The organism is Saccharopolyspora sp. NPDC045941, from assembly GCF_056431445.1.
On the sequence record NZ_JBWKKU010000031.1, the window covers coordinates 93591 to 105878 of the forward strand.

Genomic DNA, 12288 nt, shown 5'->3' on the forward strand with positions numbered 1-12288 from the left:
GGTGGCCGGGCCGCGACGATCAGCAGCGCGACGCCGCAACGTGCTGGCCGTGCGCGGATTCGTCGCGCTGCTCGTGCTTTTCGTAGCCGCGACCGCGACGGTGCTCGGCGGCGCCGGGGCGTTCCGGTCGGACCCCGAGGTCACCACGGTGCTGCCCGCTGCCGCCGGGCTGATCCGGCCGGAAACACCCGTGCAGTACCGCGGTGTCCGGGTCGGGCGGCTCGCCGGCGTGGAGCCCGGCTCCGGCGGTTCGCGGCTGACGCTGCGGCTGGATCCTGACGAACTGGCCGCCATCCCGGGCGATGTCCGGGTGCGGCTGATGCCGCGCACCGTCTTCGGCGACCAGTACCTGGATCTCGTTGCCCCCGAATCGCCCGGTGACACCGCGCTGGCGGCCGGGGCGGAGGTCCCGGCGGACGACTCCCGCCCGACGATGCAGCTCTACCACGCGTATACCCGGCTCTACGAGCTCGTCGATTCCCTGCAACCGGCCCGGCTGCAGGTCGCGTTATCTGCGCTCGCCGAAGCGCTGCGCGGCAGGGGCGCCCAGCTGGGCGGCGTGCTTGACGACGCCGCCCAGCTGACCGCAGGACCGCCCTTCGACGACCTCGGCGAGGACGTGCACGCGCTCTCCGTGCTCGGCGCGGACATCGCCGTCGCGACACCGGATGCGCTGCGGGCATTGGACAACGCGGTCGCGTTGTCGGGCACGATCGTGCAGCGCAAGCAGGCGATCGGCGACCTGCTCGGCGCAGGGCTCGCGTTCACCGACCGGTCGCAGCGGTTCGTCGACGAGAACGCGCAGCGCATCATCCACATCGTGCGCGCCGCCGATCCGATCGCCGAGGTCGTCGGCCGGTATCCCGACGCGGTGCGCGACGGGGTCGGCGGCCTGGACGCGTTCCTCGACGGCGCGAATCGCGCCTTCGCCACCGGATTCCTGAAGATCCGCATGTCCGGAACCCTGGACCGCCCGTACCCGTACTCGCCCGCCGACTGCCCCCGCTACCCCGGGCTGGCCGGGCCGAACTGCGGCGCGGAGCAGCCCCGCGGGCCGATCGGGCCGGTGGGCGGCCCGCAGGAGCTCGACGCGATGCGGCAGGTGGCGCCGCTGCTGCCCGTCCCGCCCGCGGCGGCCCCGCCGTCGCCCGACGTGCTGGGCCTGCTGCTGGGCCCGGTGGTGCGCGGATCGGAGGTCGTCACGCCGTGAAACCAGCTCGCTCCGCCCTGATCCGGCTCGCCGCTTTCGTCACCGCGTCGGTGTTCTCCGGCGTGGTCGTGGTGAACACCCTGACCGATCCGATGACCGGCCCGTCGGTGACCTACCGCGCGGTCTTCACCGACGTGACGGGGCTGCAGCCGGGCAGCGCCGTGACCGTCGCCGGGGTGCGGGTCGGCGAGGTCGCCGAAGTGACCGCCCGCGACGGCCTCGCGCAGGTGTCCTTCGACGTGGCCGCCGACCAGCGGATTCCCGCCTCGGGGCTGGCCGTCGTCCGCTACGCGGACCTCACCGGCGCCCGGGCGCTCTCGCTCACCCCGGGGCAGGGCGGGCCGCCGCTGCCGGCCGGCGCGACGATCCCGGTCGAGCGCACCCGCCCGGCGCTGGACCTCACCGCGCTGTTCAACGGGTTCAAGCCGCTGTTCGAGGCCCTGGAGCCGGGGCAGGTCAACCAGCTGGCGGCCGAGATCGTCGCGGTCTTCCAGGGCGAAGGGGCCACCGTCAACGCGCTGCTGTCGCGCATCGTCTCGCTGACCGCCACCCTCGCCGGCCGCGACGAGGTCATCGGCGAGGTCATCGACAACCTCAACGCCGTGCTGGGCACCATGAACCAGCGGCGCGACGAGCTGCGCGGCCTGGTCGACGGGCTGGCCCGGCTGGCCTCGGAGACCGCCGCCAGCCGCGAGCAGATCACGGCCGCCATCGACAGCGGCTCGGCGGTGGCCCGCTCGCTGGCGGAGCTGCTCGGCGACCTCGGACCCGGCCTGTCCCGCGACGTGCGCTCGGTGCGGGAGATCACCGCGATGCTGGTGCGCAACCAGCAGCAGATCGACGGCGCCGTGCAGGAGATGCCAGCGTTCCTCGGCACCCTCAACCGCACCACCAGCTACGGGTCGTGGGCGAACGTCTACCTCTGCAACCTCAGCGTCTACGTCGCCGGTGATCCCGTCGAGCTGGGCGCGGGCCCGCACACGGAGGTGTGCCGATGAGGAAGGTGCTGGTCAACGGCGCGATCGGCGCGGTCGTGGTGCTGCTCCTGCTGGCCGGGTCGGTCGCCGTGCCGCGCGTGCTGTTCCTGTTGCGCACCAACGAGTTCCACGCGGAGTTCGGCAACGCCGCCGGGCTCTCGGTGGGCACGCAGGTCATGGTCGCCGGGGTTCCCGCGGGCCGGGTTACCGAGGTGGCGCTGGCCGGGGACCGGGTGCGCGTGTCGTTCCGGCTCGACGACGCGCACGCCCTGGGCCGCGACACCCGCGCCGCGATCAAGCTGCGCACCGTGCTCGGAACCCGTTACCTGAGCGTGGATTCCGCCGGCCCCGGCCGGCTCTCGCCCGGCGACACCATCGCGCTGTCGCGCACCTCGGTGCCCTACGGCCTCGACGAACTCCAGATGGCCGCGAAGTCCACTGCCGAGGGCCTGGACCTCCCGCAGTTGCGCGCCATGATCGACACCCTCGACGAGGTGTCGCCGGACGACCCGCGGCTGCTCGGCGACGCGCTGGGCGGCATCGCGGCCGCATCGGCGATCGTCGGGGAACGCGGCGTGCAGGTTCAGGAACTGCTGCGCGGCACGCAAATGCTGACCACGACGCTGGTCGAGCAGCAGGACACGCTGGTCGCATTGCTCGGCGACGCGCAGCTGATCGTCGACGCGCTGCAACAGCGCCGGACCGTGATCCGCCAGCTCATCACCGACGTGCACACCATCACCGACCAGCTGGACCGGTTGTTCCGGGAGAACCGGGACGTCCTCGATCCGCTGCTGGCGGACCTGCACGCGCTGACCGACTCGCTGGCGCGCAACGACCAGGCCATCGACGAGAGCCTGCGGCGGCTCGGTCCGGCCAGCCGCTACCTGACCAACGCCACCGGCAACGGCCCGTGGAGCGAGGTCACCGCGCCGCTGGGCCCGGTCCCGGACAACGTGCTGTGCGCCGCCGGGCTGTTCAAGGGGTGCCGATGAGCCGCAGAACGCTGATCGCGTGCGTCGTGCTGGTCGCGCTCGTCACCGGCGGCTGGTTCGGCGTGCTGGCGCCCCGCGCCGATCTGGAGATCTCGGCCGATTTCGCCCTCGCGGACGGCATCTTCCCCGGCAACCGCGTCGCGATCCTCGGCGTCGAGGTCGGCCGGGTCGAGTCGGTGCAGCCGCAGGGCGCGACGGTGCGGGTGCGGATGAGCATGCCCGCGGACACCGCGCTGCCCGCCGACGCGCAGGCCTACATCATGAGCCCGGCGATCATCAGCGACCGCTACGTCGAGCTCGGCCCCGCCTACACCGGCGGACCCAGGCTGGCCGACGACGCGGTGATCCCGGTGGAGCGCACCCGCTCCCCCATCCGGTTCGACCAGCTCGCGAAGTCGCTGGACGCGCTACTGAGCGCCGTCGGCCCGTCCGGTGGCGATCCCGGCGTGCTCGACCGGTTGCTGCGCAGCAGCGCGGCGGCGCTGGACGGGCATGGCCCGCAGATCCACGACGCGATCACCAACGTCGCGCGGGCCAGCGAGGTGCTGGCCGGCGGCAGCGGCGATCTCGGTGCGCTGCTGGAGAACCTGGACCGGCTCGTGCAGGTCCTCGTCCAGCACCGGGGCACCGTGGAGTCGCTGGCCGCCTCGACCGCGCAAGCGGGAGCGGATTTCCAGGCGCAGCAGCAGGAGATCGGCGACGCCATCGGCAAGCTCTCCAACGTGCTGGTCGCCGTCGACGGCCTGCTGCGGCAGCACGGCGAACAGCTCGGCGGCGACGTCGGCAGGCTCGCCCAGCTCACCGGCACGCTGGCCGCCCGGCAGCAGGAACTCGCCGAAACGCTGGACACGATGCCGCTGGCGATGGACAACTTCGACCGCGCGATCACCGAGGACGAACGCCTCCGGCTGCGGCTGAACATCTCCGCCAACCTCAGCCAGTTCGACACCACCGCGCAGCTGTGCCGCCGGCTGCCGCTGCCGCTGTGCACCGGAGCGGGCATCACCAACCCGGTCCCGTTCCCACCGGACGTCGAGCCCCTGCGCGCGCTGCTCGGAGGTGGCCGATGAACCGGTCCGCGCCCGCGATGCTCGCGGCGGTGCTCCTGACCAGTTCGTGCGGGCTGAGCCTGCAGAACCTGCCGGTCGGCGACGGCGGTTCCGGATACCAGGTCACCGCGGTGTTCTCCGACGCCGGGCGGCTGCCGATGGGCGGCGCGGTGCGGATCGGGCAGGCCGTGGTGGGCCGGGTGTCGGACATCGGCACCGCGGACTTCCGCGCCGTCGTGACCCTCGACATCGACCAGGACGTCCGCCTGCCCGCCGGCACCACCGCGCGCCTGGAGCTGGCCTCGCCGCTGGGCGAGGAGTTCGTCATCCTGCAACCACCGTCGACATCGGACGGCGAGGTGCTCGGCGACGGGTCGGTCATCCCGATCGAGCGGACCTCCCGGGGCCCGGACGTCGAGAACGCGCTCGCCGCGGTCGCCACCCTGCTCAACGGCTCCGGGCTGGACCAGGCGCGGACCATCGTCACCGAGCTCAACACCGCGCTCGCCGGCCGCGAACAGCAGACGCGGGACCTGCTGGGCCGGTTGGAACACATCCTGACCTCGCTGGACCGGCACCGCGACGAGCTCACCGGGCTGATCGATTCGATGCACGCCACCTCCCGGCACCTGGCGGAGAACCAGGCCGTCCTGGACGCGGCGCTGACGCAGGTCCGGCCCGCGATCGACGCGCTGCTGGCCGAGCGCGAGCGGTTCACCGCGCTGCTGGACGACACCGCGTCGCTGAGCAACGCCACCACCGCCCTGCTGAACCAGACCGACGAGTCCCTGACCAGGCAGGTCGAGCAGTTCCGGCCGGTGCTGGCGGATCTGCAGGCCCTGGACGGCAGCATCGGCACCACGGTGCAGTCGCTGCGCCGGTTCTACGGGTTGTTCCAGCAGGCCGCGCCCGGCGACTACCTGCTGTTCAACGGCACGCTCGACGTGCCGGGCACCGTCGTGCAGCTGCTCGCCCCCGGTGCTCCGATGCCAGCGCCCGGCCAGGGTGGCGTGGGCGCGATCCTGCGAGGAGGCACCCGATGAACCGCCGCCTCACCCTGGCGCAACTCGCGCTGTTCCTGGTGATCAGCATCGCGTGCACGTACTACGTGGTCACGAACGTGGCCGGCCCGCAGGCGCTGCGCGAGCCGATACGGGTCACCATGCGGATGGCCGACAGCGCGTCGATCACGCCGACCTCCCAGGTCACCTACCGGGGCGTGGTGATCGGGGCCGTCTCCGACGTGCGGCTGGACCCGGGCGGGGGCGGGGTTTCGGTGCGGCTGGCGCTGAATCCCGACACCAGGGTTCCGGCCGACACCAGGGCGGTGGTCAGCATGGCCACGCCGCTGGCGCTGCAGACCGTCGACCTGCAACCGGAACACGACTCCGGCCCCTACCTGCGCGACGGGAGCGTCATCGAACGGGATCGGACCGAACGGCCGATGCCGCTGGAAACCATGCTGGTGCACTTCACCGAGCTCAGCGAGCAGCTGCGGCCGGAGGACGTCGCGACGGTCACCGACGCCCTCGCCACCGGGCTGCAGGACGCCGGCCCGGAACTCGCCCGCACCCTGGACGACTCGGCGACGCTGCTGAAGGTGTTGCGGGAACGGCAACCGCAGCTGCACGGCGTGGTCGACGGGACGCGGACGCTCGTCGGCCCCGACGGCGCGCAGGGCGACCGGATCCGCGACCTGGCGGCGGGCCTGCACTCGCTGAGCGATCAGATCCGGGACCGCGAACCGGAGATCAACCGGATCCTGGACACCGCGCCCGGCGCCACCAGGCAGCTCGCGGACCTGTTCGCGCGCAGCGACCCGGCGGCCACCGCCCTGCTGGGCAACCTGGTGACCACCAGCCAGATCGTCGCCGTCCGCGCGCCGGCGCTGGAGCAGCTGATCATCTCGCTGCCCGCCGGGCTGTCCGGGCTGGGCGGCGTGGTGCACGGCGACACCGCGGACTTCTACCTCGTCGGCACGCAGGGCCCGATCTGCGCCACGCCGCAGGAACGCCGCTCCCCCACCGAAGTGGCTCCCCGCGAGGCCGGGCTCGACTGGCACTGCCCCGCCGACCAGCCGAACTTCGGCCAGCGCGGCGCGGCCAACGCGCCGCGCCCGGGTCCCTGGTATTCGATTCCGCTGCAAGGAGTTCGCTGATGACCGCCACCGCCACCGCAGCCGATCACGACGTCAAGCCCCGACCGCTCCGCAAGCCGCTACCGGTGCTCGCGCTGGTGGTCGTGATCCTGGGCGTCGTCGGCTACCTCGGCTGGCAGCTGCTCCAGGAACGCTCGGCCGCGCAAGCCCGCTCCGGCGCGCTGGAGGCGGCCCGCACCTACGCCACCGATCTGTCCACTTACGACTTCAACGAGCTGGACCGGAACTTCGCCGCGGTGACCGCGAACTCGCACGGCCAGTTCGCCGAGCAGTACAAGCAGATCAGCGCCGGGCTCACCGAACTGATCAAGCAGAACCGGGCGGTCTCGCACGGCTCGGTGCTGTCGGCGGGCATCGTCGAGTCGGATCAGCAGCGCGCCGTGGTGGCGCTGTTCGTGGACCAGCAGATCACCAACGTGAACACGCCGCAGCCGCGCATCGACCGCAACCGCATGCAGATGACCCTCGTGCAGGTCGACGACCGCTGGCTCATCGACGACATCAAGCTGCTCTAGCCGGTGACCACGGGAACCAGGTGGGCGCGGGCGAAGGCGCGGGACCGTGCGTCGTCGTCCGCCGGGATGCAGCCGGGCGGGCTGAGCAGCATCGAGTGCGCCAGCCGCACGAACACCTCCGCCGCGGGCTCGGGATCGAAGCTCCGCAGCCGACCGGCCTGCTGGTGCTCGCGCATCTTCGCGGCGAGGTAGCCGCGGGCGACGGCCAGGACGGCACCTGCGTCCACGGTCAACGCCGGCAGCGCCGCCGCCGGTTCGAGCGTCAGCAGCCGGTTCAGCAGCGAATGCCCGCGCAGCCCGGTGACGACCGCGACGAAGCACTCCGCGATCTGCTCGGCGGGATCCTCGATGTGGTCGATCCGCTCGTCCAGCCAGGCGAGGAAGGCTCGGACCTCCCGCATCAGCACGGCCGCCACGACCGCGTCCCGGTCCGGGTAGCGGCGGTACACCGTGGCGCGCCCGAGCCCGGCGCGGCGGGCGATGTCGCGCATCGTCGTCCGCTGGATGCCGACGTCCTCGAACGCCTCCCGCGCCGCGTCCAGCACTCGATCGTTCGCCGGTTCCGCGAACGGGCGCCGCAACGCACCTTCCAGCGCGTCGGGCGTCATGTGGCCACCGGGCAGGCCGCCTGCTTCGCCCGGCGTTTGGCCTGGTGGCGGTGGAACGAGTCCGGGCCGAGACCGGCGATCTCGTAACCGTCCGGATAGGACAGCGGATCCGGGGCCACCGGGCGGGAATCCGGCCGGGCCGGGCCCATCCGCACCAGCCCGGCACGCACCTTCAGCGCCGCCTCGGCGGCCTTGCGTCCGACGTCCGCGACCTGCGGGAAGCCGAACGCGGTCAGCAGGTGCGGCTCCATCAGGAAGCGCGCCGCGCGCGCCACGGCCGGCGACAGCAGGCTCGGATACCAGGCTCCGAACAGCTCCAGCGTCGCGTCGGCGACCCGGCGGCCGCCCGCGTCGAACGCGAAGTGCTCGCGCTCGTAGTCGTCGAAGAGCCGCTCGAACTCCGCGTAGGTCTCCGGGATGCCGGAGAGCTTCATGCCCTCGCCGAGCCGCCGCATCGTGTTGGTGAGCGCCCGCACCTCGCGCGGGTGCAGCTTCCGCCAGCCGAACAGGTCGATCCAGCGCACCGGCGTAACGACGAACGTCGACAGGGTGTAGACGTAGTCCTCGTTGCTGATCCGGAACCTGCCATGGATGGCGTTGAGCTGCTCCAGCGCCTGCCGCCCGCGGTCGCTCTCGGTGCCCCAGTGGAAGATCTCGAACAGGATGAGCACGGTGTCGTCGTAGCGCTTCTGCGCGGCACGCGTGAACTCGCCGGTGCGGTCGAGCAGGCGGCCGATGCTGGGCACCGCGTAGGTGCGGAACAGCGCGAATTCCAGGGCTTTCGTGATGTCCCAGGGGAATTCGTACTCGGCGAGCAGCCGGTAGATCTCCTCGCAGTCGCGGTCGGGATCAAGTTGGAGGATCCGCTCCAGCCGGTCGAAACGCCTCATTCGCAGCACCTCGTCTCGGGCGGGTGTTCGACGCCCCGAAGCTATCGACGGTGAGACACCTGGTCAACAGATGTCTCACCGTCCCGCCCCAATGGTCTAACGAGGGCCGTCGGCGCCGTCCAGCTGCTCGATGGTCGCGATCGACGGGCGCTCGGTGCGCTGGAGGTCGCGGGCGACGGCCTCCGCGTCCCGGAGCACGCGCACGGCGTTGTGCCAGGTGAGCTTGGCGAGGTCGGCCTCGGACCAGCCGCGGGTCAGCAGCTCCGCGATCAGGTTCGGGTAGCCGGCGACGTCGTCCAGGCCTTGCGGGGTGAAGGCAACGCCGTCGTAGTCGCCGCCGATGCCGATGTGGTCGATGCCCGCCACTTCGCGCATGTGGTCGAGGTGGTCGGCCACGGTCGCGGCGGTGGCGACCGGCCGCGGGGTGGCGTCCTCGTAAGCCCGCAGCGCCTCCAGCGCCTCGGGGGTCGTGTCCAGCGGGTGGAAGCCCCGCTCGGCCAGGACGGCCTCGGCCTGCTTGCTCCATTCGATCGCCGCCGGGAGCACGAACTTCGGCACGAAGGTCGCCATCGCAACGCCGCCGTTGGCGGGCAGCGCGGCCAGCACGTCGTCGGGGATGTTGCGCGGGTGGTCGCAGACGGCCCGGGACGAGGAGTGCGAGAAGATCACCGGCGCCCGGGTAGCGCGCAGCGCGTCCCGCATGGTGTCGGGGGCGACGTGCGAGAGGTCGACCAGCATGCCCAGCCGGTTCATCTCGCGCACCACCTCGACGCCGAACCGCGTCAGGCCGTTCGCGGCAGGCTCGTCGGTGGCCGAGTCGGCCCACGGCACGTTGTCGTTGTGGGTGAGCGTGAGATAGCGGACGCCCAGTTCGTACAGGGCGCGCAGGGTGGCCAGCGAGCACGCGATGGAATGCCCGCCCTCGGCGCCCATCAGCGAGGCGATCCGGCCGGCGGCGCGGGCCGCGACGAGTTCGTCGGCGGTGTTCGCCAGCTGAAGGTGCTCCGGGTAGCGCGCGGCGAGGGCGCGCACGCAGTCGATCTGCTCGATGGTCGCGCTGACCGCCTTGTCGCCCTGGAATTCGGCCTTGACGTACACCGACCAGAACTGGCCGCCGACGCCGCCGGCCCGCAGCCGAGCCAGGTCGGTGTGCAGCAGCGCCGACTGGTCCTGGGAGATGTCGCAGCGGTCCAGGTCGTAGCCGACGTTCTCGCGCAGCGCCCAGGGCAGGTCGTTGTGGCCGTCGATCACCGGGTGCTCGGCGAGCAGCGCCCGGGCCCGCTCCAGCGCGGCCGTGTCGGTCATCTCCACACCCCAACCTTCCAAAAAATCATCACACCGGGTGAACCTCCGGCGAGCATATCCGGGCTCGGCGGGCCTCGGCGGCGACGCTTCGACGCCGCCTGATCGAATCGACGAATCCCGCCACGGCCCGCACCATCAAGGCATGGACCACATCCCCAGGCAGCAGGACGGCAGCGACCTGCCCAGCGTGCTCGCGGAGTACGGGCACTTGGCGGCGCAGCTGCCGGGCGCGTCGCGCCGCCGCACCGAGGAGCTGCGCGCCCGCCTGGCGGAGCTGGACGAACTGATCGACGAGCACATCGCCCGCCTGACCCCGCCGGTCCGCGATCCCGCGGGGGAAGGTTCAGCGGTCGAGTGGCAGGAGGTCCGCGGCCCGTAGGCGGCGAGCGGATCAGAAGACCGGTGGGTTCGGTTCGCATCGCGGTTCGGGTGCGGTCGGGTCGAGGCTCTGCTCGACGTAGTCGATCGCCGCTCACCGATGTCGCGCCGAGCATCCCGGCGGCGGTCAGGGAGCACAGCATGAGCATGCGGTGCCGACGGCTGATCGTCATTGATGCTCCAGGCGATCGTCATGATCGCGACAGATGCTACTCGCCAGTAGGGATCTGATCGGCAGAATCGACGGCCTAATCCGTTGGGCCACCAGCCGTATTCCGGGCCTTCGCCAGCGCGGCCTGCGCCCAGGGCACCACGACGAAGCCGCGTTTGACGGTCAGGACCTCCACGTTCGCCTGCCAGCTGCGGACCCCGTCGATGCGGCCGAGGGTGCCGGTGACGAAGCGGTAGAGGTCCGCGGTGGTCGGCATGATCACCTCGCAGACCAGCGAGTACTGGCCCAGCAGAGCGGCGACGAACCGAACGCCGCGATGCTCGGAAAGCCGCGCGGCAACGGCTTCCAGCTTCGAGGGCTCGACGGAAACGAACAGCAGGACCTCGGCCCCGTACCCGAGGGCAGCGGCAGGCACGAGTGTCACGGTCTCCACGCAACCCTGGCGGAAGAGCGCCTCACAGCGCCGCCGCACGGTGCTCTCGTTGACGCCGAGCTGCTTGGCAAGGCTCTGGAAACCGGCGCGACCGTTCTCGTGCAGCAGCGCGACGATCCGGCCGTCGAGCTCGTCGAAGTGCGAGTCTTCGCACAAGTGCAGCGTGCGTGGCTCGGACAGCACACCGGAGCTGCCGAGGAGCTGGCGACTCCAGTCCTGACCGATCTTGTAGGTGTGCAGCACGAGGTCGGCGACGCTGTCCCGCACCCACGGGATGCCCTGCAGCTCTTCCACCAGCAGTGCGTGCAAACCGGCCCCGTTCGGGACCTGGACCTCGACGATCAGGTCGTGTTCGCCGGTCAGCACCGCCAGGAAGCGGACGTCCGGACGGTCCGCGAGCGCAGCGGCCGTCGCCAACTGCTGACCGGCCGCGCAGGACACCCGGACCAGGAACAGGTCGCCGTCGCCGCCCTGCTGCAGCCTGGTCAGCGCGGTGATCCGCACGATCCCGCCGGCCAGCAGCTGCTGCGCGCGCCGGGCCACCGTGGTCACCGAGGTGCCCACCACGCCCGCGATGTCTGTCCAACTCGCCCGGCCGTCGACCTGCAGGGCGGCCACGATCCGGCGATCGAGGTCGTCTAGCTGCTCCACGGCGGGCTACTGCTGCTCGTCGACGAAGCGCCGCGAACGCCGCTCTATGTCGGAGAAGTGCCTGGCCATCTCCCCGGCGGCCGCGTCGCAATCGCCGGCGCGAATGGCGTCGACGATGCGCTGGTGCTCGTCGCCGATCTCGTCGCGCACCACCTCGGGCGGATCGATCTCGGATTCCACGCGGTGGTAGACGGTCCAGAACAGGTCGATGAGCTGCACCGCGATCTCGTTGCCGACCGGCCGGTACAGCGCCTGGTGAAACCGCCGATCCGCCTCGACGACGTCGCCGCTGCGCATCTCGGCGATGCACGACTCTAGCTCGCCGATCAGCTCGTCGTCGGCCCGCTGCGGCACCTCGGAGATCAACGCGGTTTCGAGGATCCGCCGCAGCTGGAGGAAGTCGGCCAGCGTGGAGGCGTCCTGCCGAGCGGACTGCCGAGCGCGGAACAGCAACCCGGGAAGCAGCGCGGTCACCGGCGCCTCCCCTACGAAGGTCCCGTACCCGTGCCGGATGTCCACGATGCCGAGGGTGTGCAGCGCACGCAGCGTCTCCCGGATGGAGTTGCGACTAGCGCCGAACTGCGCCATCAGCTGCGGCTCGCTCGGCAGCGGAGCGCCCGGCGGCAGCCCGGACTCCAGGATCAGGTCGACGACCTTGTCCTGAAGCAACTTGCCGCCACCCGCCATCAAACCCTCCACCGATCAAGCACCACCAAACGTTGCCCGGACATCCTACGTCCGATGTCCTCCGCGCGACCACACCCACCTGGGCATCATGCCGCGCCCGCCGGGTCCCGTGGTGCGGGGATGAGTTCCCGGAGGTACTCGCGGTGCCGGGCGGGTAGTCCTGTACCGCCTGGTCTGGGTGTTCGTCTGGGGTCCACTGTGGGCGGTGGGACGAACTCGGGCCTCCCGTCGCGCATGGCGATGTCCCAGCGTTGGTTGTG

General features: G+C 71.6%; 13 protein-coding genes. 8 read left to right on the top strand and 5 right to left on the bottom strand.

All coding sequences use genetic code 11. The features are described from left to right. The first annotated feature begins 1 nt into the window (after position 1). Genes AC07FN_RS24645 through AC07FN_RS24675 form a run of 7 tightly spaced genes read left to right on the top strand, consistent with a single transcriptional unit; the run spans position 2 to position 6904 of the window. Positions 2 to 1210, top strand: a complete 1209-nt coding sequence (locus AC07FN_RS24645; protein ID WP_478397743.1) for an MCE family protein — start codon at positions 2 to 4, stop codon at positions 1208 to 1210. Next, positions 1207 to 2208 (top strand): MCE family protein, encoded by a 1002-nt coding sequence (locus tag AC07FN_RS24650; RefSeq protein WP_478397744.1) that lies wholly within the window; start codon positions 1207 to 1209, stop codon positions 2206 to 2208. The genes AC07FN_RS24645 and AC07FN_RS24650 overlap by 4 nt, the downstream gene beginning before the upstream one ends. Further along, positions 2205 to 3182 (top strand): MCE family protein, encoded by a 978-nt coding sequence (locus tag AC07FN_RS24655; RefSeq protein ID WP_478397745.1) that lies wholly within the window; start codon positions 2205 to 2207, stop codon positions 3180 to 3182. Before AC07FN_RS24650 ends, AC07FN_RS24655 begins: the two co-directional genes overlap by 4 nt. Further along, complete coding sequence (locus tag AC07FN_RS24660; RefSeq protein ID WP_478397746.1) at positions 3179 to 4252, top strand: MCE family protein; 1074 nt, start codon at positions 3179 to 3181, stop codon at positions 4250 to 4252. The genes AC07FN_RS24655 and AC07FN_RS24660 overlap by 4 nt, the downstream gene beginning before the upstream one ends. Further along, the gene (locus tag AC07FN_RS24665; RefSeq protein WP_478397747.1) at positions 4249 to 5274 is read left to right on the top strand and encodes an MCE family protein; all 1026 of its coding nucleotides are present in this window, start codon (positions 4249 to 4251) and stop codon (positions 5272 to 5274) included. The genes AC07FN_RS24660 and AC07FN_RS24665 overlap by 4 nt, the downstream gene beginning before the upstream one ends. Further along, complete coding sequence (locus tag AC07FN_RS24670) at positions 5271 to 6389, top strand: MlaD family protein (protein ID WP_478397748.1); 1119 nt, start codon at positions 5271 to 5273, stop codon at positions 6387 to 6389. Before AC07FN_RS24665 ends, AC07FN_RS24670 begins: the two co-directional genes overlap by 4 nt. Then, complete coding sequence (locus AC07FN_RS24675; protein ID WP_478397749.1) at positions 6389 to 6904, top strand: hypothetical protein; 516 nt, start codon at positions 6389 to 6391, stop codon at positions 6902 to 6904. The genes AC07FN_RS24670 and AC07FN_RS24675 overlap by 1 nt, the downstream gene beginning before the upstream one ends. On the opposite strand, the gene AC07FN_RS24680 is transcribed toward AC07FN_RS24675, so the two are convergent. The 3 genes from AC07FN_RS24680 to AC07FN_RS24690 all read right to left on the bottom strand — a co-directional run bounded on the left by AC07FN_RS24680 (position 6901) and on the right by AC07FN_RS24690 (position 9707). Further along, on the bottom strand, positions 6901 to 7512 hold the full coding sequence (locus AC07FN_RS24680) for a TetR/AcrR family transcriptional regulator (protein ID WP_478397750.1): 612 nt from the start codon (positions 7510 to 7512) through the stop codon (positions 6901 to 6903). The two genes, AC07FN_RS24675 and AC07FN_RS24680, sit on opposite strands and share 4 nt — an antisense overlap. Continuing rightward, positions 7509 to 8402 carry an oxygenase MpaB family protein gene (locus AC07FN_RS24685; protein WP_478397751.1) on the bottom strand — a complete coding sequence of 298 codons (894 nt, stop codon included), beginning with the start codon at positions 8400 to 8402 and terminating at the stop codon, positions 7509 to 7511. Before AC07FN_RS24685 ends, AC07FN_RS24680 begins: the two co-directional genes overlap by 4 nt. 96 nt (positions 8403 to 8498) lie before the next feature. Further along, the gene (locus AC07FN_RS24690; protein ID WP_478397752.1) at positions 8499 to 9707 is read right to left on the bottom strand and encodes a dipeptidase; all 1209 of its coding nucleotides are present in this window, start codon (positions 9705 to 9707) and stop codon (positions 8499 to 8501) included. Between the two features lie 142 nt (positions 9708 to 9849). On the opposite strand from AC07FN_RS24690, the gene AC07FN_RS24695 reads away from it, so the two are divergent. Further along, on the top strand, positions 9850 to 10086 hold the full coding sequence (locus AC07FN_RS24695; RefSeq protein ID WP_478397753.1) for a hypothetical protein: 237 nt from the start codon (positions 9850 to 9852) through the stop codon (positions 10084 to 10086). Positions 10087 to 10333: 247 nt separating this feature from the next. On the opposite strand, the gene AC07FN_RS24700 is transcribed toward AC07FN_RS24695, so the two are convergent. Beyond that, positions 10334 to 11341, bottom strand: a complete 1008-nt coding sequence (locus tag AC07FN_RS24700; protein ID WP_478397754.1) for an Lrp/AsnC family transcriptional regulator — start codon at positions 11339 to 11341, stop codon at positions 10334 to 10336. Positions 11342 to 11347: 6 nt separating this feature from the next. Next, positions 11348 to 12028, bottom strand: a complete 681-nt coding sequence (locus AC07FN_RS24705; protein WP_452617150.1) for a FadR/GntR family transcriptional regulator — start codon at positions 12026 to 12028, stop codon at positions 11348 to 11350. Between the last annotated feature and the right edge of the window lie 260 nt (positions 12029 to 12288).

Coding starts and splice junctions, on each gene's coding strand:
- AC07FN_RS24690 (WP_478397752.1), bottom strand. CDS start 9,707: ATGACCGACACGGCCGCGCTGGAGCGGGCCCGGGCGCTGCTCGCCGAG.
- AC07FN_RS24665 (WP_478397747.1), top strand. CDS start 4,249: ATGAACCGGTCCGCGCCCGCGATGCTCGCGGCGGTGCTCCTGACCAGT.
- AC07FN_RS24670 (WP_478397748.1), top strand. CDS start 5,271: ATGAACCGCCGCCTCACCCTGGCGCAACTCGCGCTGTTCCTGGTGATC.
- AC07FN_RS24680 (WP_478397750.1), bottom strand. CDS start 7,512: ATGACGCCCGACGCGCTGGAAGGTGCGTTGCGGCGCCCGTTCGCGGAA.
- AC07FN_RS24695 (WP_478397753.1), top strand. CDS start 9,850: ATGGACCACATCCCCAGGCAGCAGGACGGCAGCGACCTGCCCAGCGTG.
- AC07FN_RS24685 (WP_478397751.1), bottom strand. CDS start 8,402: ATGAGGCGTTTCGACCGGCTGGAGCGGATCCTCCAACTTGATCCCGAC.
- AC07FN_RS24660 (WP_478397746.1), top strand. CDS start 3,179: ATGAGCCGCAGAACGCTGATCGCGTGCGTCGTGCTGGTCGCGCTCGTC.
- AC07FN_RS24655 (WP_478397745.1), top strand. CDS start 2,205: ATGAGGAAGGTGCTGGTCAACGGCGCGATCGGCGCGGTCGTGGTGCTG.
- AC07FN_RS24675 (WP_478397749.1), top strand. CDS start 6,389: ATGACCGCCACCGCCACCGCAGCCGATCACGACGTCAAGCCCCGACCG.
- AC07FN_RS24705 (WP_452617150.1), bottom strand. CDS start 12,028: ATGGCGGGTGGCGGCAAGTTGCTTCAGGACAAGGTCGTCGACCTGATC.